General features: G+C 45.3%; 17 protein-coding genes. 11 read left to right on the forward strand and 6 right to left on the reverse strand.

Translation table 11 applies throughout. From position 1 onward, the window contains the following. Window positions 1-404: 404 nt before the first annotated feature. Entirely contained in the window at window positions 405-1,265 is an 861-nt protein-coding gene (locus Q7V32_RS06200; protein WP_304896110.1) for a quinoprotein dehydrogenase-associated putative ABC transporter substrate-binding protein, read from the forward strand. 90 nt (window positions 1,266-1,355) lie between these two features. On the opposite strand, the gene malQ is transcribed toward Q7V32_RS06200, so the two are convergent. The 3 genes from malQ to glgC are packed head-to-tail and all read right to left on the reverse strand — an operon-like array spanning window position 1,356 to window position 5,802. Then, window positions 1,356-2,831 carry a 4-alpha-glucanotransferase gene (gene malQ, locus Q7V32_RS06205; protein ID WP_304896111.1) on the reverse strand — a complete coding sequence of 492 codons (1,476 nt, stop codon included), beginning with the start codon at window positions 2,829-2,831 and terminating at the stop codon, window positions 1,356-1,358. A 12-nt stretch (window positions 2,832-2,843) separates the two neighbouring features. Continuing rightward, on the reverse strand, window positions 2,844-4,538 hold the full coding sequence (locus Q7V32_RS06210; RefSeq protein ID WP_304896112.1) for a glycoside hydrolase family 57 protein: 1,695 nt from the start codon (window positions 4,536-4,538) through the stop codon (window positions 2,844-2,846). Then, entirely contained in the window at window positions 4,528-5,802 is a 1,275-nt protein-coding gene (gene glgC, locus Q7V32_RS06215) for a glucose-1-phosphate adenylyltransferase (protein ID WP_304896113.1), read from the reverse strand. Before glgC ends, Q7V32_RS06210 begins: the two co-directional genes overlap by 11 nt. 90 nt (window positions 5,803-5,892) lie before the next feature. Here glgC and glgB point away from each other — a divergent pair, with 90 nt between their 5' ends. From glgB to Q7V32_RS06230, 3 genes are all read left to right on the forward strand, one after another. Beyond that, entirely contained in the window at window positions 5,893-8,067 is a 2,175-nt protein-coding gene (gene glgB, locus Q7V32_RS06220; RefSeq protein WP_304896114.1) for a 1,4-alpha-glucan branching protein GlgB, read from the forward strand. Between the two features lie 385 nt (window positions 8,068-8,452). Beyond that, a complete protein-coding gene (glgA, locus tag Q7V32_RS06225; protein WP_304896115.1) occupies window positions 8,453-9,886 on the forward strand; it encodes a glycogen synthase GlgA in 1,434 nt (477 codons plus the stop codon). A gap of 776 nt (window positions 9,887-10,662) precedes the next feature. After that, a complete protein-coding gene (locus tag Q7V32_RS06230) occupies window positions 10,663-12,270 on the forward strand; it encodes a YdiU family protein (protein ID WP_304896116.1) in 1,608 nt (535 codons plus the stop codon). A gap of 187 nt (window positions 12,271-12,457) precedes the next feature. Here the strand turns inward: Q7V32_RS06230 and ylqF are convergent, their stop codons facing one another. After that, entirely contained in the window at window positions 12,458-13,381 is a 924-nt protein-coding gene (ylqF, locus tag Q7V32_RS06235; protein ID WP_304896117.1) for a ribosome biogenesis GTPase YlqF, read from the reverse strand. 97 nt (window positions 13,382-13,478) lie between these two features. On the opposite strand from ylqF, the gene yfbR reads away from it, so the two are divergent. From yfbR to Q7V32_RS06250, 3 genes are all read left to right on the forward strand, one after another. Further along, window positions 13,479-14,084 (forward strand): 5'-deoxynucleotidase, encoded by a 606-nt coding sequence (gene yfbR, locus Q7V32_RS06240; protein ID WP_304896118.1) that lies wholly within the window; start codon window positions 13,479-13,481, stop codon window positions 14,082-14,084. A 119-nt stretch (window positions 14,085-14,203) separates the two neighbouring features. After that, window positions 14,204-14,410 (forward strand): hypothetical protein, encoded by a 207-nt coding sequence (locus Q7V32_RS06245; protein ID WP_304896119.1) that lies wholly within the window; start codon window positions 14,204-14,206, stop codon window positions 14,408-14,410. A gap of 22 nt (window positions 14,411-14,432) precedes the next feature. Beyond that, entirely contained in the window at window positions 14,433-15,185 is a 753-nt protein-coding gene (locus tag Q7V32_RS06250; RefSeq protein ID WP_304896120.1) for a TIGR02281 family clan AA aspartic protease, read from the forward strand. On the opposite strand, the gene Q7V32_RS06255 is transcribed toward Q7V32_RS06250, so the two are convergent. Together Q7V32_RS06255 and Q7V32_RS06260 are read right to left on the reverse strand one after the other, a co-directional pair. Continuing rightward, on the reverse strand, window positions 15,168-16,256 hold the full coding sequence (locus tag Q7V32_RS06255) for a hypothetical protein (RefSeq protein WP_304896121.1): 1,089 nt from the start codon (window positions 16,254-16,256) through the stop codon (window positions 15,168-15,170). The two genes, Q7V32_RS06250 and Q7V32_RS06255, sit on opposite strands and share 18 nt — an antisense overlap. 209 nt (window positions 16,257-16,465) lie before the next feature. Beyond that, window positions 16,466-18,550 (reverse strand): sodium:proton antiporter, encoded by a 2,085-nt coding sequence (locus tag Q7V32_RS06260; protein ID WP_304896122.1) that lies wholly within the window; start codon window positions 18,548-18,550, stop codon window positions 16,466-16,468. An 802-nt stretch (window positions 18,551-19,352) separates the two neighbouring features. On the opposite strand from Q7V32_RS06260, the gene Q7V32_RS06265 reads away from it, so the two are divergent. The 4 genes from Q7V32_RS06265 to Q7V32_RS06280 all read left to right on the forward strand — a co-directional run bounded on the left by Q7V32_RS06265 (window position 19,353) and on the right by Q7V32_RS06280 (window position 23,219). Further along, window positions 19,353-19,943, forward strand: a complete 591-nt coding sequence (locus Q7V32_RS06265) for a DedA family protein (protein ID WP_304896123.1) — start codon at window positions 19,353-19,355, stop codon at window positions 19,941-19,943. Window positions 19,944-19,982: 39 nt separating this feature from the next. Next, on the forward strand, window positions 19,983-21,611 hold the full coding sequence (locus tag Q7V32_RS06270) for an ASKHA domain-containing protein (RefSeq protein WP_304896124.1): 1,629 nt from the start codon (window positions 19,983-19,985) through the stop codon (window positions 21,609-21,611). 548 nt (window positions 21,612-22,159) lie between these two features. Continuing rightward, complete coding sequence (locus Q7V32_RS06275; protein WP_304896125.1) at window positions 22,160-22,837, forward strand: B12-binding domain-containing protein; 678 nt, start codon at window positions 22,160-22,162, stop codon at window positions 22,835-22,837. After that, window positions 22,824-23,219, forward strand: coding sequence for a uroporphyrinogen decarboxylase family protein (locus Q7V32_RS06280; RefSeq protein ID WP_304896126.1), 396 nt, complete (start codon window positions 22,824-22,826; stop codon window positions 23,217-23,219). Before Q7V32_RS06275 ends, Q7V32_RS06280 begins: the two co-directional genes overlap by 14 nt. Window positions 23,220-23,234 lie beyond the last annotated feature (15 nt).

Raw genomic sequence — 23,234 nt, forward strand, 5'->3', positions numbered from 1 at the left:
CGCTTTGAATTAAGGGTGTAGGTGCTTGATTTCAAAGGACGCGTAAATGCGTCCCTGTAGCTCTCTGCAACATCCCTGTTGCAGAAGCCTTTTCAATCAACCACCTACACCCACTATAATTGGAGGGGGTGAGCAGATACAAATTTTCTTCTTACAAAGGCAATATCAATTGCCCCCGACAGATGCAGCAATTCTCAACTTGAAGGGAAAAAAGGCAGGGGGAAACTTTTGAGGATGCCGGTAAGCTAGGATGCTGCTGTCAAGCCCCATAGAAGGGTGTACGGCGTTCCTCGAAAAGCTTTTCCCAACCCAAATGACGCTGAATATCAAACTGGGAATTGCTGCGAAAGAAGAGTTGTTAACCAATCCTGAATACATACCAATCAAGCTTAGGAGTGTAAAGAATGAGAGCCAAAGCTCTAAAAATAATATTAGCCGGCCTTATTTTTAACGGTGTAAGTTATACCGTTAATGCAGAGGAAAAATTCAGAGTCTGCGCAGATCCGCTGCATCCCCCTTACTCAACGAACAAACTGGATGGCTTTGAAAACAAGATAGCGGCTTTATTTGCCAAAGAACTGGGCCAAACCCTGGAATACACATGGTTTCCTGAACGCATTGGTTTTATCAGAAACACACTGAATGCAACCATCGGAGACTCTGAGGAATTTAAATGCGACGTCATTATGGGAGTTCCGGCTGGTAGTGACAGGACACTGAACACCGTACCTTATTACCACACGACTTACCTGTTAGTGATTGCCAAAAATAGGGGCTGGGATGATATTAGTAGCTTGGATCAATTAACAAATCTTCCTCTGGAGCGTCAACAAAGCATACGCATTGCCATGTTTGATAGAGGCCCGGGCACAACCTGGCTACAACAGGCCGGATTACTGGATGTAGGCATCCCTTATCAAACAATGTCAGGGGATAATGAAAACAATACAGCAATGCAAATCGAAAAGGATTTAAAAGCAGGGAAAATTGATATGGCTATTCTTTGGGGACCGATGGCAGGTTATGTGTTATCCCAAAGCCCCATCAACAGTTATACCGCTATTCCCATGACTTCATCCCCACAGAACAAATTTGATTTTTCAATAGCCATGGGCGTGCGCTATGGTGATAAAGCCAGAAAAGAAAAGCTAAATCAATTAATCCATGCAAAATCAAACGAAATCAAACAAATACTTTCCGAATATAATTTTCCTTTGTTACAACTTCCTGTCAATGCAGTTGAAAAAGAGGATGACGACGACTGAGTTAAGTCGCTTAGCGGTTCACGAAAATTAGCAACAGAGGCCTTTCGAAGAATAAGATCTTCGAAAGGGTCAGAAAATGAAATAGGTGATTTAAGAACGACCGAATAAATGAATAGCGTGGGCAAGGCGATTAACTTTATCTTGGGTTAATTGCCCCCACTCAAAACGCCAGTGCCAATTTCCCTCGGTAGTGCCGGGAGTATTCATGCGATGATCAGAATCCAGCTCAAGTATATCCTGCATAGGTATCACCGCTAAATTAGATACGCAAGAAAGGGCGGCTTGAATCAGTGTGAAAGGCATTGTAGAGGTGGGGCTTCCCAGGTACTCATGAATATAGTCTTTTTCCCAATCACTGATTTTTTCATACCAACCCAGTGTTGTGTCATTATCATGTGTTCCGGTATAGACCACCGAGTTTTTTTCCAGATTTCCCGGCAAATAAGGATTGTCGTGATTTCCACCGAAGGCGAATTGAAGGATTTTCATCCCGGGCAGACCGAACTGATCGCGTAATTCTTCAACTTCCTCGGTTATGATCCCTAAATCTTCTGCAACCAGTGCAACAGGTCCAAAAGCATTAAAAATCGCTTCCAGCAACTCTTTTCCCGGCGCTTTTACCCAATTACCATTGACGGCGGTAGGTTCATGAATGGGAATTTCCCAGGCCGCTTCCAAACCACGAAAATGGTCAATACGCACAATATCGAACATTTCGATTTGGGTTTGCATCCGCTCAATCCACCATTGAAAACCCGTCTCCTGCAAATAATCCCAATCATAATGAGGATTGCCCCATCGCTGACCGGTTTCAGAAAAATAATCTGGCGGCACGCCAGCAACGACCAACATGTGCCCATCGTCATCCAGCTTAAATACTTCAGGATGAACCCACACATCAGCACTGTCATAAGAGACAAAGATGGGAATATCGCCGAATAATAAGACACCTCGGTGCGCCGCGTAATCTCTTAACGCATTCCACTGGCTAAAGAAAACAAATTGCTCAAATTTTATCGTTTCAATTTTAGAATTGAGCCTTCTTCTGGCCTTTTGAATGGCTTTAGGTTCCTTGTTTTTGTATTCATCTGGCCACTGATTCCAGCATAGTTTGTTAAACTCGGTTCTTAACGCAGCAAATAAAGCGAAATCTTCCAGCCAATTCTTTTTTTCCAAACAAAAACGAGCAAAATCTTTCTTGTCATCGGTAGAGGCTCTATCCAAAAAGCCATAATAAGCCTTTGTCACTAAACAGCTTTTTGCGAACTCGAAGGAAGCGCTACAGTCGACACATCGTTCCGAAGAAGCCAGCCACCCCTTTTTGACCAGCCAATCCAGATTGATCAATGCCGGGTTTCCGGCATGCGCGGAAAGACATTGGTAAGGAGAGCCATCCGCATGCGGCATGTTAAGCGGCAAGGTCTGCCAGACCGACGCCCCGATGCTGTGTAAAAAATCGACGAAATTAAAGGCTTCCTGGCCCAGGTCTCCATTCCCATCCCCACCCGGTAAGGAAGTGATATGTAGTAAAACACCTGCTCTTCGTTTATGCAAAATATCAATCACTTGCGTTCCTGGTTATAAGTTTTCCAAACCGGGCCTCATAGCACCTCCCATAGCGGGGTCGCCGGAGCCATGAGCAAAGGATTGGGCAAGATAAGCCGGCGGCTCCTGCCCCATCAGCCGATACAAATTAGTTAAATTCAAGCGGTATTGCCTTTCAAAACTGCTGACCGCGTCTCCGGGATTATAGTCTCCAAACCACCAAAACCAATCAGAACCTTCACAAATAGCCAGCTGCTGCTGCGCAGCCTCAATTTGTTCAGGCGATAAATGACCGCTTGCAATCAATTGGTCATAACACAGTTTGACATCGCCCAGCATATCCCAACCCCGGTTTTTGTCTTTATCACCAATCCAGGTAGAAAAAGTACCGTATACCCAACTTCCCGCCATCATTTTAGGCAGGGGTTTAACTTCCAAAACCTGGTCAAGACACGCTGAAAAGGTAGTTAACTCGATATCAGGATGGCTACTTAATTTTTGATAAAGGGCCGATAAAAAATAGTATCCGTTTTGAGGAAAATATTCCCAGGCGTTTTCTCCGTCCATAATAATCGAGACGACCTTGTCGATTGAGGCATCATGTTTATGAATAAACTCCAGATGCTTGATCAGATCAGCAACGGCATCATCAGCATGCCATTTTGAATACTCAAAACCGATCAGATCAGACAACCCGTCGTCCCTAAAAAAGCAGGGTAGCCCGGTATCGTCAACACAAAAAGGATGATGTGTACTGACAGCTTCAAGCTCGGACAAATGTAAACTATTCCTCAGCACGTTACCCCCCGATGCGGCCCATTTAAATCCGTATTCGGAGAGAATAGAAAGTGTTTCAGCACTTACAGCTCCCTCGGAAGGCCAGCATCCTTGGGGTACAAAACCAAAAAACCGCTTGAATGTATCAAGGCCGTATTGTAAGTGCCATTTTACCCGCTCTTTTCCGCCAGGATAGCTTTCAAGTTGAGGCATGACTGCATCAGGCATAGCCTGGAGGGCCGATTGAATTTCCAGCATCAGCGGCATGATGGGGTGTGCATACGGCGTGACCGATAATTCAACACGCCCTTGCTCGGCCAGCCTTTTGTAACGGCCGATGATACTATCCATATGCTCGCCGATAACTTCAGCCAGCTGGATTCTTTCTGCATGAGTAAAGCCTGAACCTTTATCAATCAACTTCTGGATACGAAAATCAGCAAGTTTGATACTTTCACCCATCCATGCCAGATGATACCAGACCAAAAGATCTTCAAAATAATGCGGACTCAAATAACTCAGCGCTTCGTCATGATGCCTTACCCAATCCGCCATAACAACGAGATTGAGATAGGCTGGATAACGTTCAATTTGCCTGGCTCTGTTCGCCTTGACGCAGTCATGAATTATTTTCAACCGACCTTCAGGTTCTGCTGTGACCGAAGGCGCGACTAACGCAGAAAGCATAGGATCCTTGATTGGACAATCTTCCCGCAAAAACCCGTTAACCTGCTTCGCGTAGTCCTCGATTTGCTCCAATAAAATGGGTGCAAAGTTGACAACCGCCCTCGCCTCCGGCACCGCCTCAAGATGCGCAGCCATATCGCTGTAATCCTTAAGGACGTGAAGGTATGTCCACGGCAACTGATATTCGCCCGTCTGCAAATCCCTGTATTCAGGCTGATGCATGTGCCAACAAAGCACCAATTTCAGCTTTTGACTATCTGACATAATGTCTGTTCTGGCCCAGCATATCGGGTGTTACCAGCACTACGCCACCAGGACTGACATGAAATCTTTTTTCATCCTCGGCGCGATCCTCCCCGATGACGGTTCCTTGCGGTACCTCACAGCCTTTTTCAATTATGGCTTTAGTGATCCGGCAATGTCTGGCGATATTGACTTCCGGTAAGACCACCGTGTCCTGCAGAACGCTGTAAGAGTTGACGCGTACATTAGAAAACAGCAATGAATGCCTGATTTTGGAACCTGAAATCACGCAACCACCGGAAACCATTGAATCCACGGCTTGGCCACGCCGTTTATCGTCGTCAAAAACAAATTTGGCGGGTGGTGTTTGCTCTTGATAAGTCCAGATAGGCCAGGTTTTGTCATACAGGTTCAAATCGGGCTTAACGCCGATCAGCTCCATATTGGCCGACCAATAGGCATCGATAGTCCCTACATCCCGCCAGTAGCTCTGTCCACCTTGCATGTTGAGGAATGGATACGCATTGATTCGGTACTTACTGATGACCGACGGGATAATGTCTTTACCAAAGTCACGTGAGGATCCGGGAGTATCTGCGTCCTTAATCAATTGCTCGAACAAGAAACGGGCATTAAATACATAAATCCCCATGGAGGCCAATGCCCTGTCCGATTTACCAGGCATGGAGGGGGGATTGGACGGCTTTTCGACAAACGCCTTGACTCTTCTGTCCTCGTCAATGTCCATGACACCAAACTCTGTTGCCTCTTCCAAAGACACCTCCAGGCAACCTATGGTCAGATCTGCGTTATTGGCCACATGATCAGCCAACATCGCGCCATAGTCCATTTTATAGATGTGATCTCCGGCAAGAACGAGCACATATTCAGGGTTTCGGGTTCTTAAAATATCGATGTTTTGATAAATCGCATCCGCTGTTCCTTCGTACCAGGATGTTTCAAGCCTTTGTTGAGCGGGCATCAGATCGACATATTCGCCGAATTCGCCTCTTAAAAACCCCCAGCCCTGCTGGATATGGCGTATCAGTGAATCTGCCTTGTACTGGGTGAGCACACCAATCTTGCGTATACCCGAATTCATGCAGTTTGATAAGGGAAAATCAATTATCCGGAACTTGCCTCCGAATGGTACGGCCGGCTTCGCTCGCCAATCGGTCATATTTTTTAGACGCGAACCTCGGCCCCCCGCCAGAATCAGGGCAATGGTATTTCTGGTAAGATGACTGACAAAACGATCCTGCTGGTGGCTGCTTGACTCTGACATTGACTTCCCCTTGTGGAATAGAATTACATCTTGTTAGTTATTTGGTAACATTCACAGGAACATTATCCTACTACATTGAGGCGTTTCAAAGTGAAAAAGCAATCCCCCCCAAAGCTTGGAACTGATTTCATCAAAATTATTGAAGCAAAACATCACGATCCCTTCGCTGTTCTGGGTCGCCATCCACACAATGATAGCGTCAAAATCACACTTTACCTGCCCTACGCAGAATCCGTCAGTTTTGCCGACACCAAAATTCCGATTCCTCGGGTCCCAGGCACAGATTTTTTCGAATACATCGCTAAAAAGAACGAACTGCCCGGTCACTACAAACTGGCCTGGGTAGACAAAGACGGCGGAAAACATACGAATTATGATCCCTACGATTTTGGCGTACAACTTTCCGATTTTGATAGGCACTTGTTTGGCGAAGGCCGTCATTGGCATGTCTACACCAAAATGGGCGCCCATCTTCATACGTCAGACAAGATTGAAGGGGTGGTTTTCACTGTCTGGGCACCCAATGCCCAACGTGTCAGCGTAATTGGCGACTTCAACCGTTGGGATGGCCGGTGCAATCCAATGAGAAGCCTGGGCAGCAGCGGCATCTGGGAAATTTTTATTCCCGGATTGAACGTCGGTGCGCTTTATAAATTTGAAATTCTAAACAGGCATAGTCAGGAACTGCTGGTTAAGACGGATCCTTATGGCCAACAATTTGAATTCCGCCCAAAAACCTCTTCAATTGTCGTCAAAGAAAACAGTTACTCCTGGAAAGACCAGCAATGGATGGAAAGAAGGCACCAGTTCGACTGGCTGCACGAACCCATGTCCATTTATGAAGTTCATTTAGGCTCCTGGCAGCGCGATAATCTGGGAAATTTCCTGAATTACCGGGATCTTGCTACCCATTTGGTCGACTATGTCAAAGAATTGGGTTTTACTCATATCGAATTGCTGCCTATTACTGAACACCCGCTGGATGCCTCCTGGGGCTATCAAACCATAGGCTATTTTGCCCCCACCAGCCGCCATGGGTCGCCCGATGATTTCCGATTTTTCGTAGATGCCTGTCATCAAAACGGCATCGGCGTCATTCTGGATTGGGTACCGGCTCACTTTCCCAAAGATAATTTTGCTCTTGCTCGTTTTGACGGCAGCGCATTGTATGAGCATGAAGATCCTCGCAAAGGTGAACACCGCGATTGGGGCACACTGATCTATAACTACGGCCGTAATGAAGTTAAAAACTTCCTGCTGTCCAGCGCCATATTCTGGTTGAATGAGTTTCACCTGGATGGATTGAGGGTTGACGCGGTCGCTTCGATGCTCTATCTGGATTACTCGCGCGAAGCACATGACTGGATTCCCAACATGTATGGCGGCAATGAAAACCTTGAAGCCATTGATTTCTTCCGGGAACTGAACACCATCACACACGAACAACATCCCGGCGCAGTAATGATGGCCGAGGAATCGACTGCCTGGCCACAAGTTACGCGTCCTACCTGGGCGGGTGGATTGGGCTTTTCGATGAAATGGAATATGGGTTGGATGCATGACACGCTGGCCTACTTTCAAGAAGATCCTGTCCATAGACGTTTTCATCATGACCAGCTGACCTTTGGAATGCTGTATGCATTCACAGAGAACTTCACGTTACCTTTCTCGCATGATGAGGTTGTTCACGGTAAAGGCTCGCTGATCAACAAAATGCCTGGCGATGAATGGCAACGTTTCGCCAATTTAAGACTGCTGTATACGTTGATGTTTACCTATCCCGGTAAAAAACTTTTGTTCATGGGCTGTGAATTCGGCCAAGGCTCGGAATGGAACTTCAACCAATGTCTGGACTGGTATGTATTGCAATACCCGCATCATCAGGGCATAAAAACATTGGTCAAAGATCTAAATCACCTTTACCGCAGTCATCCGGCTCTTTTCAAACACGATTTCGATCATCACGGTTTCGAATGGATTGATTGCCATGACGTCGAACAGTCAGTGATCAGCTACCGTAGGAAAGATGCTCATGAGGATTTGATTGTCGTTCTTAACTTTACCCCTGTCGTCCGGGAGAACTACCGTATCGGCGTTCCAAGCTCTGGCCCTTACCATGAAATTTTGAACTCGGATTCTTCCTTTTATGACGGAACCAACATCGGAAATGGCCTGGCTCTTTCCGAACCGATTCCCTGGATGAACCAGCCTTATTCGATCAACTTGACCCTACCCCCTTTGGCCGGATTGATATTAAAGCGGTAGGTTTCATAAAAAATATCGAAAAATAAATTCGTTATGGACATTCAGATTCGTAACGTTATCTGGTAAAGCACATCAAAATACGGCGTTAAGAGTTCCCGATATTTCCTCTCCATGAGAGAAAATATCGGGGCGCCGGATTTTGAAGTTCAGTAATCCAAGTCCTTGGCTGTCAGATTCATTGTACGGCTGTTTGGGCTAAATCTGAAACCTGGCTTAGTGGTAAAAACTCTTCGAAAGTTTGTGTAATTTAAAAAATCTATCTGATTTATTTGAAAATCATAGTTGGCTTGCTTTAGCAGCTTGTTTTTAATACCCTGCAATGGTATTGGATAAGGATATTGGCATTTTCAATGACCTAAAACACCCTAAAAAACAAAACCGGATTATGAAAAAAATATTGTTTGTCACAAGCGAAGCACATCCATTGATCAAAACCGGTGGACTGGCTGACGTTTCGGGCAGTCTACCGAAATCATTATTAGAATTGGGGCAGGATATTCGCATCATCATGCCCAATTATCAGGCCATAAACCGACCGGAAAACATTCAGTTCAGATGCACACTTCGGGTCAATAACACGGATGTCAACATCCTTGAAACACGCCTTCCCGGCAGTGCTGTTATTGTCTGGCTGGTGGATTGCCCGGAACTGTTCGATCACCCGGGTAATCCTTATCATGATGAATACGGCAATGCATGGCCCGATATAGCAGAACGCTTTGCTCTTTTTTGCCGCATTGCCGTTGAAATTGCGATGAACCGGGGCTATCTCAACTGGAAACCCGACATTGTCCATTGTAACGACTGGCAAAGCGGCTTGGTACCGGCCTTATTAGCACTTGAATACAGCCGTCCGGCAACCGTATTTACTATCCATAATATGGCCTATCAAGGCCTATTTCCCAGCGCCACTTATTCTTATCTGAATTTACCCGGCCAATTGTGGAATCCGGACGGTATAGAATTTCACGGCATGCTGTCATTTCTTAAAGGCGGACTGGTTTACTCAGATCGCATAACGACAGTAAGCCCCACTTATGCAGAAGAAATTCAAACGCCGGATTTTGGTTATGGGCTGGAAGGACTGCTGAGCCATCGAAACGATTTTTTATGCGGAATCACTAACGGCATAGATACGGACCACTGGGATCCTGAGACTGATTCATTGATAGCCGAACCTTACAGCATCAAAGACCTTCATAAAAAAGTACTGAACAAAACAGCCTTGCAAACCACGCTGTCGTTGCCGGTTGATAAAAAAATACCTGTTTTTGGACTTATAAGCCGTCTGGTTGAACAAAAAGGTATCGACCTGGTTATTGACTGTCTGCCTGAAATGATGGAGTTGCCTCTGCAATTTGTATTATTGGGAAGCGGTAACAAGAGGTACGAACAACGGCTTTATAATTTTGCCGATTTGTTTCCGGAAAAAATATCGATCAACATCGGTTATGACGAATCGCTTTCCCATCAAATCGAAGCAGGGGCAGATATCTTCCTTATGCCTTCTCGATTTGAGCCTTGTGGACTCAACCAAATCTACAGTCAGCGTTACGGGACAATCCCTATCGTCCGAAAAACCGGGGGATTAGCCGATACTGTCGATGACACCCTGCCGGATACGCTTCGCAACAAAACCGCTACGGGATTTGTATTTAACGATGCTTCTCCCGGAGCGTTAATGGAGGCCATCAAACGGGCACTTATTATTTACAGCCTGCCCAAGAGTTGGCGTGAATTACAAGTCAATGGCATGGAAAGAGATTACTCCTGGAAAAAAAGCGCTCAACAATACCTGAGTTTGTATCATCACCTGTAATTTGTTTTTTCAGACTGCGACTATTCAGGAAGTGTTTTTTAGCACTTCCTGAACAATCCCGCCCTAAAGGCCAATTAACTTCAGCAATTCCCAGTTTGATATTTTCAGCGTCACTTTGGGCTGGGAAAAGCCTTTCGAGGAACTTCGTAAACCCATCCATGGGGACTTGACAGCAGCATCTGACCGCCAAGAACGGTGGAAATGCAGATTTTGTCCGGAATAAAAATCTGCCCTGCTGCCGACATCCTCGAAAAGCTTCTCCCAACCCTTTTTCCTTCAAATTGAGAATTGCTGGATTAACTGAGTTTTTTGCTTAGCCAAAAAACGGTGTTTTAATGACTCAAATCAGCAAATACTTAGCCCCTTTTTTTAGACTCATTTCACATATTTCAGCTAAGTGCATACTGCAGTTAAACAATTTCAGTTACCCACAAAAGCTGTGGATAACTTTGTGGATATCATGATAATGACTACGCCTGACTCCCGTCATTGTTACAGTTTTGTTAAATTGTCCAATTTTTAGACAATCATAGTAATACGTTTAATTTCAACAACTTGACAAATTAACTAGCGATTCTTTCCAGCATTGATCGGCTCTATCCCATCGTTATTTCACAAAAATTGACAATGTGCATAAAGTCAGGTTTTAAAGATCAAATCGGTTTGCAACAAGACTTTTTTGAATTCAAAAAACAAGCCTTCTTAACAAAATATTACTTGACAAACAAATTCACAAAATAGATTAATGCTTTGACTTCAACAAATCTGATCTTCTTATGTCCCCCTCTAGAAAAATTGTTCATTTAGACGAGTTACTCTTCGATAACCGGTTTTTAAGAGAACTCCCCGCTGACCCTGAACCCCTCAACACCAGAAGACAAGTATTGAATGCATGCTATTCGATAGTTCAGCCCGTCAAAACGGCTAAGCCTCAGTATGTTGCCCATGCCCAAGAGGTGGCGGATTTAATAAATTTATCCGAACAACTGCCCTTATCCGAGGATTTTACACAGGTGTTTTCGGGCAATCGCTTGACTCCCGGCATGGAGCCGCATGCAACTTGTTACGGCGGACACCAGTTCGGAAACTGGGCAGGGCAATTAGGCGACGGTCGTGCGATTTACCTGGGCGATGTGATCAATCATCGTGGCGAACGCCTGACACTGCAACTTAAAGGCGCAGGTCCTACGCCCTATTCCCGCAATGCGGACGGTCTGGCTGTATTGCGCTCTTCTGTACGGGAGTTTTTATGCAGTGAAGCGATGCACCATCTCGGCATACCGACAACCCGGGCTTTGTCGCTACTGTTAACCGGGGACACGGTAGTCAGAGACATGTTTTACAACGGCAATCCCAAACCTGAGCCCGGAGCAGTAGTTTGCCGTGTAGCCCCCTCTTTTACGCGTTTCGGACATTTTCAGATTTTTGCTGCCCGCCGCGAAATTGAATTGTTAAAGCAACTGGTTGATTACACCATTAGAACTGACTTCCCTCACTTGGGTGAGCCTGACAGAGACACTTACATAGCCTGGTTTAAAGAAGTTTGTTTAAGCACAGCCGATCTTATTGTTCACTGGCAGCGTGTTGGTTTTGTTCATGGGGTAATGAATACCGATAACATGTCGATACTAGGATTAACCATTGACTATGGCCCTTATGGCTGGATTGATAACTACGACCCCGACTGGACGCCCAATACCACCGATTCGGAAGAGCGCCGCTATAGGTTCGGCAATCAACCGCAGATTGCTTTTTGGAATTTGGGCCAGCTCGGTAATGCCATTTACGCGTTGATTGAAGAAGTCGAACCGCTACAGGAAGCACTGTCCAGTTACAGGGATCGCTTCGAAACCAGTTGGCAAAGGATGGTCGCGCAGAAACTTGGCTTGATTGCGTATGATCAGCAAACGGATGATGATCTCTGTCTGGAATTATTTGATCTGCTCAAAGCCATTGAAACAGACATGAGCATTTTCTACCGAAAACTGGCTCTGATCAGCAAAAACCCAAATTCAGAACCTGAAAACGACATCAACACGTTAATGGAAGCTTATTATCTTCCTGAACAACTGACAGCGGGTTATCGCACCAGACTGACCCGTTGGCTCATGAATTACCGCAAACGCCTGCAAAAAGACGATCTGGAAGATGAGCAAAGACGCATTAATATGAATGCGGTAAATCCCAAATATGTGCTGCGTAATTATCTGGCCCAGCAGGCTATAGACAAAGCCGAGGAAGGCGATTTCGCGATGATTCATGAGCTGCTGGATTTGATGCGTCATCCTTACGATGAGCAACCGGGTAAAGAACATTTTGCCGTTAAACGCCCCGACTGGGCAAGACGAAAACCCGGCTGTTCGATGTTATCCTGCAGTTCCTGAACCCAAACAGACTTTCCGGCTTATCTGCTCACCCCGCCAATTTTATTGGGTATAGGTGGTTGAAAAGGCTTCTGCAACAGGGATGTTGCAGAGAGCTAAAAGGACGTATTTACACGTTCTTTGAAATCAAGCACCTACGCCCTCAATTCAAATGGGCGAGTAGTTACCATCCGGCCAGGCTTTAGGGTTATCCTTGTCCGCCTTTCCATTTTTCTTTTCTGGCTTTTTTCTTGGCCTCTTTTTCCTCTCGTATGGCAACCAATTCGAACAGTTCGGCTTCCATCATAGCGGGCGTCTCCAGCGTGAATTTGCCCAACAGACCGGAACGCAATTCGTTGATCAGTATTTTTGCCGCCTTGTCCAGCTCAACCACCCCGCCTGAGCGCAGACAACCGCGGCGCCTGCCGATTTCATTAAGCAACGCATGATCGGTCGACGGTAGCGGCTCGATGGAATAGCGAGCTTTTAATGCGTCAGGATAGTGTTTAAGAAAATAATCCGCCGCAAAGAAGGCAATTTGATCATGACTGATAGCGGTATCTTTAATGGCGCCCGTCAAAGCCAAACGATACCCGCTGTTTTTATTTTCCACATTAGGCCACAGCACGCCGGGCGTATCCAATAAAACAATGTTATTACCAATATTGATACGCTGCTGCATCCGCGTTATGGCCGGCTCGTCTCCGGTTTTGGCAATCGCTTTACCGGCCAGCATGTTGATCAACGTGGATTTGCCGACATTCGGTATCCCCATAATCATGACTGTGATTAAACGCCCGCTTTCTGCCTTGGCCGCCATCAACTTATTGCAAAGCTCCGGAATCTGCCTGGCTTTTTCAGGATGAAGAATGGACAATGCCAGCGTCTTTACACCTTGCTCCTGCTCCAGGTATTGCTGCCATTGCTGGGTTAGATCGGGATCAGCCAAATCACTTTTGCTGAACACCTTGATACAGGGTTTATTACCCCGCAAGTGTGTAAGCATGGGGTTTTGACTGCTGAAAGGAATACGCGCATCAAGAATTTCAATAATGACATCGACTTGCGGCAGAATCTCTTTGATTTCTTTGCCGGCCTTGTGCATATGACCGGGGTACCACTGAATAAGCATAAAATTTGCGCTCTGTTAATGTTGACTATTACACAATAGAATGCAGTCATTCTATCAAGTATCTTGTCTCAACGAATCGATAACACTTTTTAACACCATGAAAGAATCAACCATTACCTGCACTTTTTACGCCTATTTATCACGGCTCCGCTGGATAAAGCGCTGGGGATTAAAACGTAATGCCCATGAAGAAAATGTCATGGAACACAGTTGGGAAGTATCTGTTATTGCCCACACACTGGCCTTGATAAAAAACCGTTATTTCGATGGCTCTGTTGATGCCAATGCCATTGCCGCTGCCGCGTTGTATCACGATGTGACTGAAGTCATTACCGGCGATTTACCTACACCAATCAAATACCATTCGACCGCCATCAATCAGGCGTACAAACAGATTGAAAAACAAGCGGAACTGGAACTTTTGAATTTGTTGCCCGAGCGCTTAAGAGGAGATTTTGAGCAACTGATTCAACACGACAAACTTCCCGAGGAGCATGCACAGATCATCAAAGCCGCCGATAAAATTTCTGCCTACCTTAAATGTCAGGCCGAATTGAAAGCAGGCAACCCTGAATTTGAGCTGGCGGCCGCCCAGCTGAGCAGACAACTCAATGAATCGACCCAACCCGAGGTGGCTTTTTTTATGACCAGTTTCGTCCCCAGCTGCAGCCTGACACTGGACGGACTAATGAAGACCAATTAAAAATTCTGAGACGCGCCTAGCACAATTAAGGTTCAATCACGCAAACATTGCAGATCTGCGATAAGTTTTCAGTCAGGTTAACACCTGATTAATTCAATGCATTATGACGGAGATGTGTAATGACTGAAAATGACTGTTTCGACATAGATTATGAACATTTAGATGATTTGCCAATTTACAATCATATCGAGTGGCTGAATATAAATCCCAAGCTATTTAAACAAGATCGCATTAAATGGTTCAGCCGGAAAAAAGAAAATGTGGCCAGTAAAAATTCTCTTCAAGCTCATTTACGGTTACACTCGCCAAAACCGTTAGGCCGTTAATCGATAAAACCATGCTTTACCTATGCCCAAAAGAACGCGCTTCATTTTTGCCTTATTATTGTTTTTTGTCCTGCTCGGCTTACCGCTGAGCGGACAAGCCGAAACACAGGCTGATAATCTGAAAGATCAGCTTAATAAATTAAGCCGCAACCAAAATATAACCATCAAGAACACTGACATCATTCAGCCTGCAGCGCCAATTAAAGTAAGCGGTTCAATTGAAGAACAGTTGAAACAGCTCCTCGTCGATTATAACTTTGTGCAGCTATCAAACAGCCAGGGCAACATCGAAAAAATCATCATTATGAGTGTCAAACGTTATGATCATTCCAAACCGGTAGCGACCGAGACGCCCGATACGAATTTCGACGCTAACGTCAAAACCACACGCAATGGCTCTCACCATCTGGTTCAGACCGAATTATCAGGCCCTAATGGCGCTAAAATCAAGCTGTCGCTACTCGTCGATACGGGCGCAACGTCTATCGTGTTACCGGCCTCATTTCAAGCCAAACTGGGGTTTAACGACCATAATTTGCAATCCGGAATCAGTGAAACCGCCAACGGAAGAATTGAAACCCTGCATGGCACTCTCAAATCAGTCACCGTTGGAAATGCATCAGCAAAAGACGTTGAGGTGAGTTTTATAGCAGACGATAAATTGCACAACAGCGGCCTGCTGGGCATGAGCTTTTTAGGGCGTTTTCAGTTGATGGTTGATGATGCTCAAAATCAAATCACGCTGAAATCTTCAACTTCACCGAGGCTTGATTAGCAAGCGTCCTAAATGCCTTAATCCGTCCGAGGACACTGTCAGTCCAAGTGGTCCACTGATCGTTTCGATTTGATACAACACATCGGTAGCCGCAATAAAAGTAAGATAACGCAAACCCTCAGCACCCGGCACTTCATTGGCAATAAGCCGTAAAACCGGCGCCAATTTATCCCATGTCGTTAAAAAAAAGGTGCGCACCGGATCTTTCCCATTGACATCATTCGATTGCAAACCACGCTGGAATGCGCCCCGCGCTTCCGTCAAGATAACCTGCAGATCAGCCCGAAGTTGCTGCGATTGAGTGTCTCCCGTGGCCCGACCTATTGCCTCGGTTAAAAACAGCTCCCAATTCTGCCAGGCAGCCTGCCAGGATTGCATCTCATCGGCAGTAAAAGCCGCTACCGGTTTAGAAGCCGCCAATTGTCCTTGAGAAGGTGCCTCAAATTCCATTTTGACCATTAATCCTGATTTTTCAGCTTTAGCTTCACTGAACCGCAACGTCTCCAGCAAGCGTTGCATGTTCGCTTTGTTCTGATCCGTTGTGAGCGCGGCTAATGAGGATTCAATTTGCTGACGGGATTCTCTTAAATCGATTTTAACCGCCGCTAACCTCGGCTCAGCAAAACGCTTGATAAGGTCCTGCATTCTATCGATTTTGAGTGCATGTCCCTGATGATCATAGGCATTGGCGTTGACAACCGGAAATTTCAAAATCGTTCCACCTGCTTCCAAAACCGGTTTCTGGAAGGTTTCCAGTCGGCCGTTCCATTCCAAAAGCGTCATGCATTGCCCACCTAATCCCGTTCCGAAACGGGCATGTACGACATTCAAAATCCTGACTAATCCATTTTGACCCTCTATCTTTGGATCAGATAAATCAAATAGACTGCACCCCTGGTTATCCTTCCAAAGATGTGCCGTTTTATCCTTTCCTGTATAAAGCTGGTCTATCAATAGCTTGCGAATCAGCTCATAATTAATGGGGACGGGAACAGTCAGTTGACTTCCTAAACCGATATTAGAAAAAGTGATCAGAAGCGCAAGTAATAAAAGTAATACTCTGTTTTTCATCGTGTACCTGCCGCCCGGAGGCTATCAATTTAATAACGCTTGCAATTTGATATTCGCCGAGGACTCTTGGTTGAAATAATCCTGAACTCAACTGTTTGAATACGTCTGATCGTTCGAGCTGAGTTTATCAAACTATGAGGCACCGTCCTTTCAAAAAGGTATCCTTTGGGGAAGGGATAGACTCAATCCTAGCCCGCCCCCTTGCTCACTTAATGCGGTTGCTTTAGCTCTTTGGACAGCATGATGTAGAGCTTGCTGCTGATAATTTCATTCTTGCTCAAAGTATCTAACGTTTCCAACTGTAAAGCATCCAGCGTTTTCTTACCGGTAATCGCATTAAAATGGGTGAGCAACTCATAGTTACTGCTAATCATCTGATCCAGCCTTTCTTTGGTGCTCTTGCCCAATGCTTTGTAGAGTTCAATGGTCCTTTGCAAAGAATCTTTATCGTCAAATACCTCGATCAGACTGGTATTGCTTAAGCCCTCTAACCTTAAAACCACCGTTTCCAGCAAATGCAGTTGCGTGCGGTAATAGATATACAGTTCTTGCGGCTTTAGCTCTGAGGAAGACATAAACAGCATTTTACGCAAGCTAAGGATAAAGGTTTCAATCTTATCAACCGGAAATTTTTCATCGATTGCATTAAGTTGCAAACGACCTTTTTCAACCCGCTCCATTTGAATATCCAGCAAGTTTAAAATTTTCTTGTAGATTTTTTCATTGATTTCACCTCGTCCGTAAATTTCCTTTAATGCCCCTTTTTCGGTACCCAACACATAAACCCTTAACAAGTTTTCAGTCAATTCACTGTCATTCGGAAATTTTTGTTTGTACTCTTTTAAGGCTTGTTCGTGCAAAGTGCGGTAAATGGAATGCATGCCTTTATGCTGTTCCTCACTGATCTGTTGATTTTTGAACAATTTATCAATGGCATTTAATGCTTCATCATAGATAAGCGCTTTACTCTTGAAATAGCTCACTTCTTCATAATCAGTCAACGCGTCGATACCCAGTTTATTCATTACTTTACCGATCGTCGTCGCTTTGACCAGTAGCGTAAAATAAATACTGCCTATCGTAATGGCAGTAATAAATTCTTTGACTGAAAACGTATAGTTCCAGTTAGGCACAGTCACATCATCGGGAATCAGCAAAACCATAATAACCGCCAATGAACCGCGCAGACTTCCCCAGGATAAAAGATGCATCCAGGACAACGGAATCGGCTCTTCTTTCTTGGTCCAGTTCAACAAGCCTAACAAAGGATAAATAGACAAGGCCCTACCAACCATGACGACCAGAATGGAAAGTAAAATGGGCATCAGAGCCACATTTAAATCGATAGACTGCTCTACGAATAACAATCCCATCAAAATAAATACCAGGGAGTTGGTAACAAATCCGAAGTAACTCCAAAACTTTTCCATATATTCTTCAACAGGCAGCGACATTTTAAAGCGGCCAAAATTGCCGATGACCATCGAAGCTACCAAGGTGGCAATGATCGAGGAAAAGCGGACAGGGTATCCGGCAATAATAATGTGCTCGGACACTACCTCGGTAAGGATAAAGGTAAAATGCGCGACCAGCAGGGTCAGCGTAATTTCCAAATGTTCGTGGCCTTTAACCCACTCAATGAGTTTGGCAAACAAAAACCCCATCGCCAGTCCGAATAAAATACCGCCAAACAACATCATCGAAAAATTGATCAGCCCGCTGATAATTGAAGTCGATCCGGCATAGCCATGAACCAGTATTTCAAGCATGACCAAAAATATCGCAAAAGAGGTACCGTCATTGAATAAACTCTCCCCCTCAAACATCAAGGTCAGGCGCTTGGGCGCACCATACTCTTTAAACAGAGATAAGACCGCAACAGGGTCAGTTGAGGAAATGATCGCACCAAACAACAGCGTCACAATCATGGGGACCTCAAATCCTATCCACTTGAAAACATAGTAGGCGCTGACCCCGATAAAAAATGTTGAAACCAGCAAGCCGACAACCGCCAACAAACTGATCGCGCGGATGTTATTGAGCATGTCGCTGATTTTAATGTTGTAAGCCGATTCAAAAATCAGAATAGGCAGAAACACAAAAAACAATAATTCCGGAGTTAATTCGAAGCTGTTGATAAAAGCAAAGGCTTTAAGCTTGCTCAATGGCACTAATAGCGAGCCGACAATGACCAGTAACACGGTATAGGGAAGCCGCGCTTTTTGCGAAATCATATACACAACTAACGAGATCAGCATCAGACTGAACAACGACAAGAAAACTTCAAGATTCATTTAGGTTCCTCGATCTTATATGGAATTTTGTAACGGTCGGCGCTAAAGCAGGGTAATTGCTGAAACTTATTCCGTTAAGTGCAGAATTTATCAATTTATGCGGTCTATTCTATAACTTACAACAAAGCTTATTGAAATTATTTACAAGCCTATTCTGTCACATCAAAGCCGCATAATGCTTACACTCACCGCTTTTTTTGCCCTGCATCGATGAAAAATTGCTAACATCATAAAATATCACTTCTTTTTGTCATAGTGGAGAGAGTTTCGAGGCCTAAACTAATTGCATCGTTTTCCGTTGTCTTGCTTTTTTTTTTCACAGGGTGCGTAAATAACTCTTTTCCACACATCCGGATAAACAGTAAAACTTGATTAGCGAATACAACGTTGGCACATCTTGTTCCGATGCCGAAAAAATAGAATATAACGTGAACTTAAAGCCGGACGTTATTTTAAACCCTATTCGGAAAGCCTGGCGATGTCAGCAATTACCAATTTGATGATACAAAGGGGGAATAAACCAATTATCACGCTAAGGATATCGCTACAAATAACTTCCCCCTTTGAAAAAGGGGGATCGAGAGGGATTTATTAAAAACTCTCCCCCAGCCTCTCTTTTGCAAAGAGGGGGTAATCGTAAGGTTCGATACAATATGGATTCCGGGAAGTTATTTATGACGGAATCTAACGCCTGCAACATCTTCCTATTGCGTCATTCAGCCGGTGAAAACACAATAACAATCGGCAATGCGGAAGAACTTTTTATTGTTAATCATCTTGAAACTGACTTGCTAATTTAATTATGGATACTCTACTGACCTTCATTCAGGCCCACACCGAATATGCACACTGGATCATCTTCGGCGCTTTACTGCTAGCCGGATTCAACATTCCGGTATCCGAAGATGGCATGCTGTTTATATCGGCCCTACTTGCCAAGAATAGCCCGGAACACCTGCCTCAGTTATTTCTGGGTGTTTATATGGGGGCGTTTATTTCAGACTTGATTTGTTACAGTATCGGCCGGTATCTAGGGCCCAAAATTGCACATACCCGATTTTTTTCCAACTGGGTACCTGACGAGAGAATCAATAAGATTCACGCCTATTACGAACGATATGGAATTGCGACATTGATTATCGGAAGATTTATTCCATTCGGGGTAAGAAACGGCTTGTTTCTGACAGCGGGATTAGGTCAGATGAGTTTCGTTAAATTCTTTTTTTCAGACCTGTTCGCCTGCACCCTCTCCAGCGTGACTTTTTTTTATATTTACTATCATTACGGACAAACAGTAATTGATGCCGTCAAACAAGCCAATACCACCCTCTTTATCATCGTATTGTTTGCCGTAGTGGTTTTTTATCTGCGCTCAAGAAAACGGAAAGAGTAAACGGCACTCATCCGATATCAGTTTCATTGCGGTTAGTTTATGAAATCATTTGATTCTAATTTCGCCACACTGATTGTGCACTCAGGCAGTGAAACTCAGCGTTTGCAAGTGGCTGTGGGTACTTGCGTCCGGGACGCTTTGGATACGACTTCGATACGGGTGAGGGCGGCTTGCGGCGGCACGGGAAGTTGTGGCGCTTGTGTCATCAACTATTTATCGGGTGCGGTAAACCCTGCAACCTTGGCAGAATATCAAAAACTTTCCGCCACTGAACGCCAGGAAGGGATCAGACTCGCCTGCCAAATGCGGATATTGGGTGATACTGAATTGGTACTGGAACATCCAGCCCACGTTTCCGGCTGGAAGAGTATTACACCCGAAGATTTGATAGCCGTCATGGGTCATTTGCTGGAACTCAAGCAATCCATATACGGCTTGGCGGTCGATCTGGGTACGACACATATCCGCATTTCGCTTTGGAACCGCAAAACCGGCCAGCGCATCGCCAACCGTTCCGGCTTTAATCCACAAGCGGTATTCGGTGCAGATGTTTTAAACCGCCTTAATGCCGCATTGCTGACTGAAACCCGCTCGCATGAACTGGCCCAACTGGCTAGAGATGCAGTGATCGAGGCCTTACGCGATATATTGGCCAGGGATATTGGCGAAGTATCGCCTATGCTCAAGGAAATCGGCAGCGTCATCATCGCAGGCAATACAGCCATGCTGGCGTTACTTAGCCGATACGGAGCGGATCAGCTATTGAATCCTGACAATTGGCAACAGCCCATCAATTGCCAACCTCTTGCCCATGGCACTTGGCAATCCGAATGGAATCTGCCCAATGCCGAAATCAAACTTGTGCCGGCATTGGCTGGCTTTGTCGGCTCTGATTTGACCGCTGACATCATCGGCACACGTTTAACTGAAAGCGCAGGTGCCGGATTATTGGTCGACATAGGGACCAATACCGAACTGGCGCTCTGGGATGGGCATCGGCTTCTGGTAACTTCCGTTCCAGGTGGGCCGGCTTTTGAGGGTGTCGGTATACGCAACGGTATGAGCGCAGAACAGGGCGCAATCTACCGGGCCGAACGAATGAGTGACAGCCACGCGCTCAAGCTCAGCACCCTCGGCGCAACAACCGCCAAAGGCTATTGCGGTTCAGGTTTGATAGACATGATTGCCATTTTGCTGGAGACAGGGCTATTAAAACCTTCGGGTAGGTTTTCTCAAAATGTAGGTCCGGATGGTTTTATCGCGGATCCTGACAATTCCAAAACAGCCGTAATGCCCAGTGATGTTGACGCCCTGCAACGCGCTAAAGCGGCTATTGCAACCGCGATGGAAACATTGCTGACAAGCGCCGGTTTGACCTGGCAAAACATCGAACGCTTATGTGTCTGCGGCGCTTTTGGCCGCCACTTGAATATTACGCATGCTCAAGCCATAGGCCTGCTTCCCTTACTGAGCCACGAAAGCATTGAACTCTATGCCAACGCCACACTGGCCGGTTGCGAAATAGCCTTATTGAATGAAGGCGAAATTTTATTCGATCATTATGCGTCATTAACTCAAGTGATCAATTTATCTTATGTTCCCGGCTATGATGACCTGTATATCAACAATCTGAGGCTGCGTCCGATCGAAATTCATCCGGCCCCCTAATATTTAAGCCACCTGCACGAGCTAAAACCAATAGAGAAGTCTCTGGAAATAACATCCCGACAATCGCCACCAAGAGCACGCCCACTCCCAAAGTCATGATGTTAAAGGCTTTATAATCGGTTATTTATAGACACTACAGAGGTACTGGCTAGTATTAACCGATTTGTGCCCACATTGGAAATTTCCTCTGTCACGGGAATCTGATCTACCCATCGATAGGAGTCATGAATTTAAGGACAATCTTGACCGAAGTAAACACTAAGCATAGACGGCGCTTCCCATCGTGTCTCACTTACCTAAGCTGAACTTGTCAGTTGAATCCACGCACCACTAAAAAGTCCTGCTTAGTAATGCTGAAGCCTCATGAAAAACAAAAAACATCTAAAGAACCCCTAAAAACACACTTTGACGAATAATTTATTCAGATTTCCTATACTTGTCTTCAGTATTTACACCACAACGACTGTCCGGCAACCTTTCTTAAATTGCCGAGATATAAGGCTGAAGGAAACAGCATTATGCCTGCATAGCCGAAGTAAGGATCAATCATGCTTGACGACATTATTAATCACTATAATGAAGCGGTTTTCGACACCGATAAAGAAGCTGCATTTGAAGTCATCGACAACGCTTTAGCTGAGGGCTATACGCCTGAAGACATCATTTTCAAGGTGGTCATCCCCGCCATCAATGAAATGATGGCCATCATAACCAGAGACCCGGATGCCAATCTGGCGCAACACTTTATGACGGCTCAGATTGCCTCTGAAGTTACCGAAAAAATGCTAAGGCAGTTTAAGTCGCCGCCAGAGATAGTAGGCCGCGTAGTGATAGGCACAGCCATAGGTGATTTGCATTCCCTGGGCAAACGAATTGTTTCAGGCTGTCTTAAAGCGATGATGATCGAAACCATTGATTTAGGCGTCAATGTCGCGGCAGAACGCTTTGTCGATGAGGCCATTGCACATAAGGCTCAAGTCATCGCCATATCGGCGATGATGGTCCATTCGGCAACTGGCGAAAACGGTTGCCGTAAAGTACGTAAGCTACTGAACGAGCAGGGACTGGAATCCGGCATCAAAATAGCTGTAGGCGGCGCTCCTTTTCGTTTCGATCCGAAACTTTACAAAACGGTTGGCGCTGACGCTTGGGCTGCTGATGGCATCAGCGCGGCTAAAACTATTGTCGATCTGATCCATGAGGTGCATGCAAATGACCCCCATTGAAATACTGAATGCAAGCATCCAGGGCCTGCCAGCCCCGCGTATCCCGGTATTTTGTAATCTGCTGGATCAAGGTGCGCGTGAATTAGGTCTAAGTCAACAGGCTTACTATGCCAAAGGCGAACATGTCGCTGAAGGCCAGCTCAAAATGCGTGCCCGTTATGGCTATGACAATGTCTGGAGTCTGTTTTATGTCGGCAAAGAAGCGGAACTGTTGGGTTGCAATAAGATTCTGTTCTCTGACAGCGGAACGCCTAATGTCAGCAATTCTCAATTTAAAACCATAGCTTGTATAATGTTTAATTTTTGCAACCTGCACGGAAGCTTATGGCCAGTCCCTTTCATCCCTCAACGAAACCGGCACCCTTTACAGCGCGCTCATTGATTGACAAAACCCGCG

Origin of the sequence: Methylicorpusculum sp. (assembly GCF_030651835.1) — a bacterium.
Taxonomy (GTDB): domain Bacteria; phylum Pseudomonadota; class Gammaproteobacteria; order Methylococcales; family Methylomonadaceae; genus Methylicorpusculum.

Excerpts from the sequence above, each read along its gene's own strand:
- Q7V32_RS06245 (WP_304896119.1), top strand. The coding sequence starts at position 14,204 with ATGACTGAAAATGACTGTTTCGACATAGATTATGAACATTTAGATGAT.
- Q7V32_RS06255 (WP_304896121.1), bottom strand. The coding sequence starts at position 16,256 with ATGAAAAACAGAGTATTACTTTTATTACTTGCGCTTCTGATCACTTTT.
- glgC (WP_304896113.1), bottom strand. The coding sequence starts at position 5,802 with ATGTCAGAGTCAAGCAGCCACCAGCAGGATCGTTTTGTCAGTCATCTT.
- Q7V32_RS06275 (WP_304896125.1), top strand. The coding sequence starts at position 22,160 with ATGCTTGACGACATTATTAATCACTATAATGAAGCGGTTTTCGACACC.
- glgA (WP_304896115.1), top strand. The coding sequence starts at position 8,453 with ATGAAAAAAATATTGTTTGTCACAAGCGAAGCACATCCATTGATCAAA.
- Q7V32_RS06265 (WP_304896123.1), top strand. The coding sequence starts at position 19,353 with ATGGATACTCTACTGACCTTCATTCAGGCCCACACCGAATATGCACAC.
- yfbR (WP_304896118.1), top strand. The coding sequence starts at position 13,479 with ATGAAAGAATCAACCATTACCTGCACTTTTTACGCCTATTTATCACGG.
- Q7V32_RS06250 (WP_304896120.1), top strand. The coding sequence starts at position 14,433 with ATGCCCAAAAGAACGCGCTTCATTTTTGCCTTATTATTGTTTTTTGTC.
- Q7V32_RS06270 (WP_304896124.1), top strand. The coding sequence starts at position 19,983 with ATGAAATCATTTGATTCTAATTTCGCCACACTGATTGTGCACTCAGGC.
- Q7V32_RS06230 (WP_304896116.1), top strand. The coding sequence starts at position 10,663 with ATGTCCCCCTCTAGAAAAATTGTTCATTTAGACGAGTTACTCTTCGAT.
- Q7V32_RS06260 (WP_304896122.1), bottom strand. The coding sequence starts at position 18,550 with ATGAATCTTGAAGTTTTCTTGTCGTTGTTCAGTCTGATGCTGATCTCG.
- ylqF (WP_304896117.1), bottom strand. The coding sequence starts at position 13,381 with ATGCTTATTCAGTGGTACCCCGGTCATATGCACAAGGCCGGCAAAGAA.
- Q7V32_RS06280 (WP_304896126.1), top strand. The coding sequence starts at position 22,824 with ATGACCCCCATTGAAATACTGAATGCAAGCATCCAGGGCCTGCCAGCC.
- Q7V32_RS06210 (WP_304896112.1), bottom strand. The coding sequence starts at position 4,538 with ATGTCAGATAGTCAAAAGCTGAAATTGGTGCTTTGTTGGCACATGCAT.
- Q7V32_RS06200 (WP_304896110.1), top strand. The coding sequence starts at position 405 with ATGAGAGCCAAAGCTCTAAAAATAATATTAGCCGGCCTTATTTTTAAC.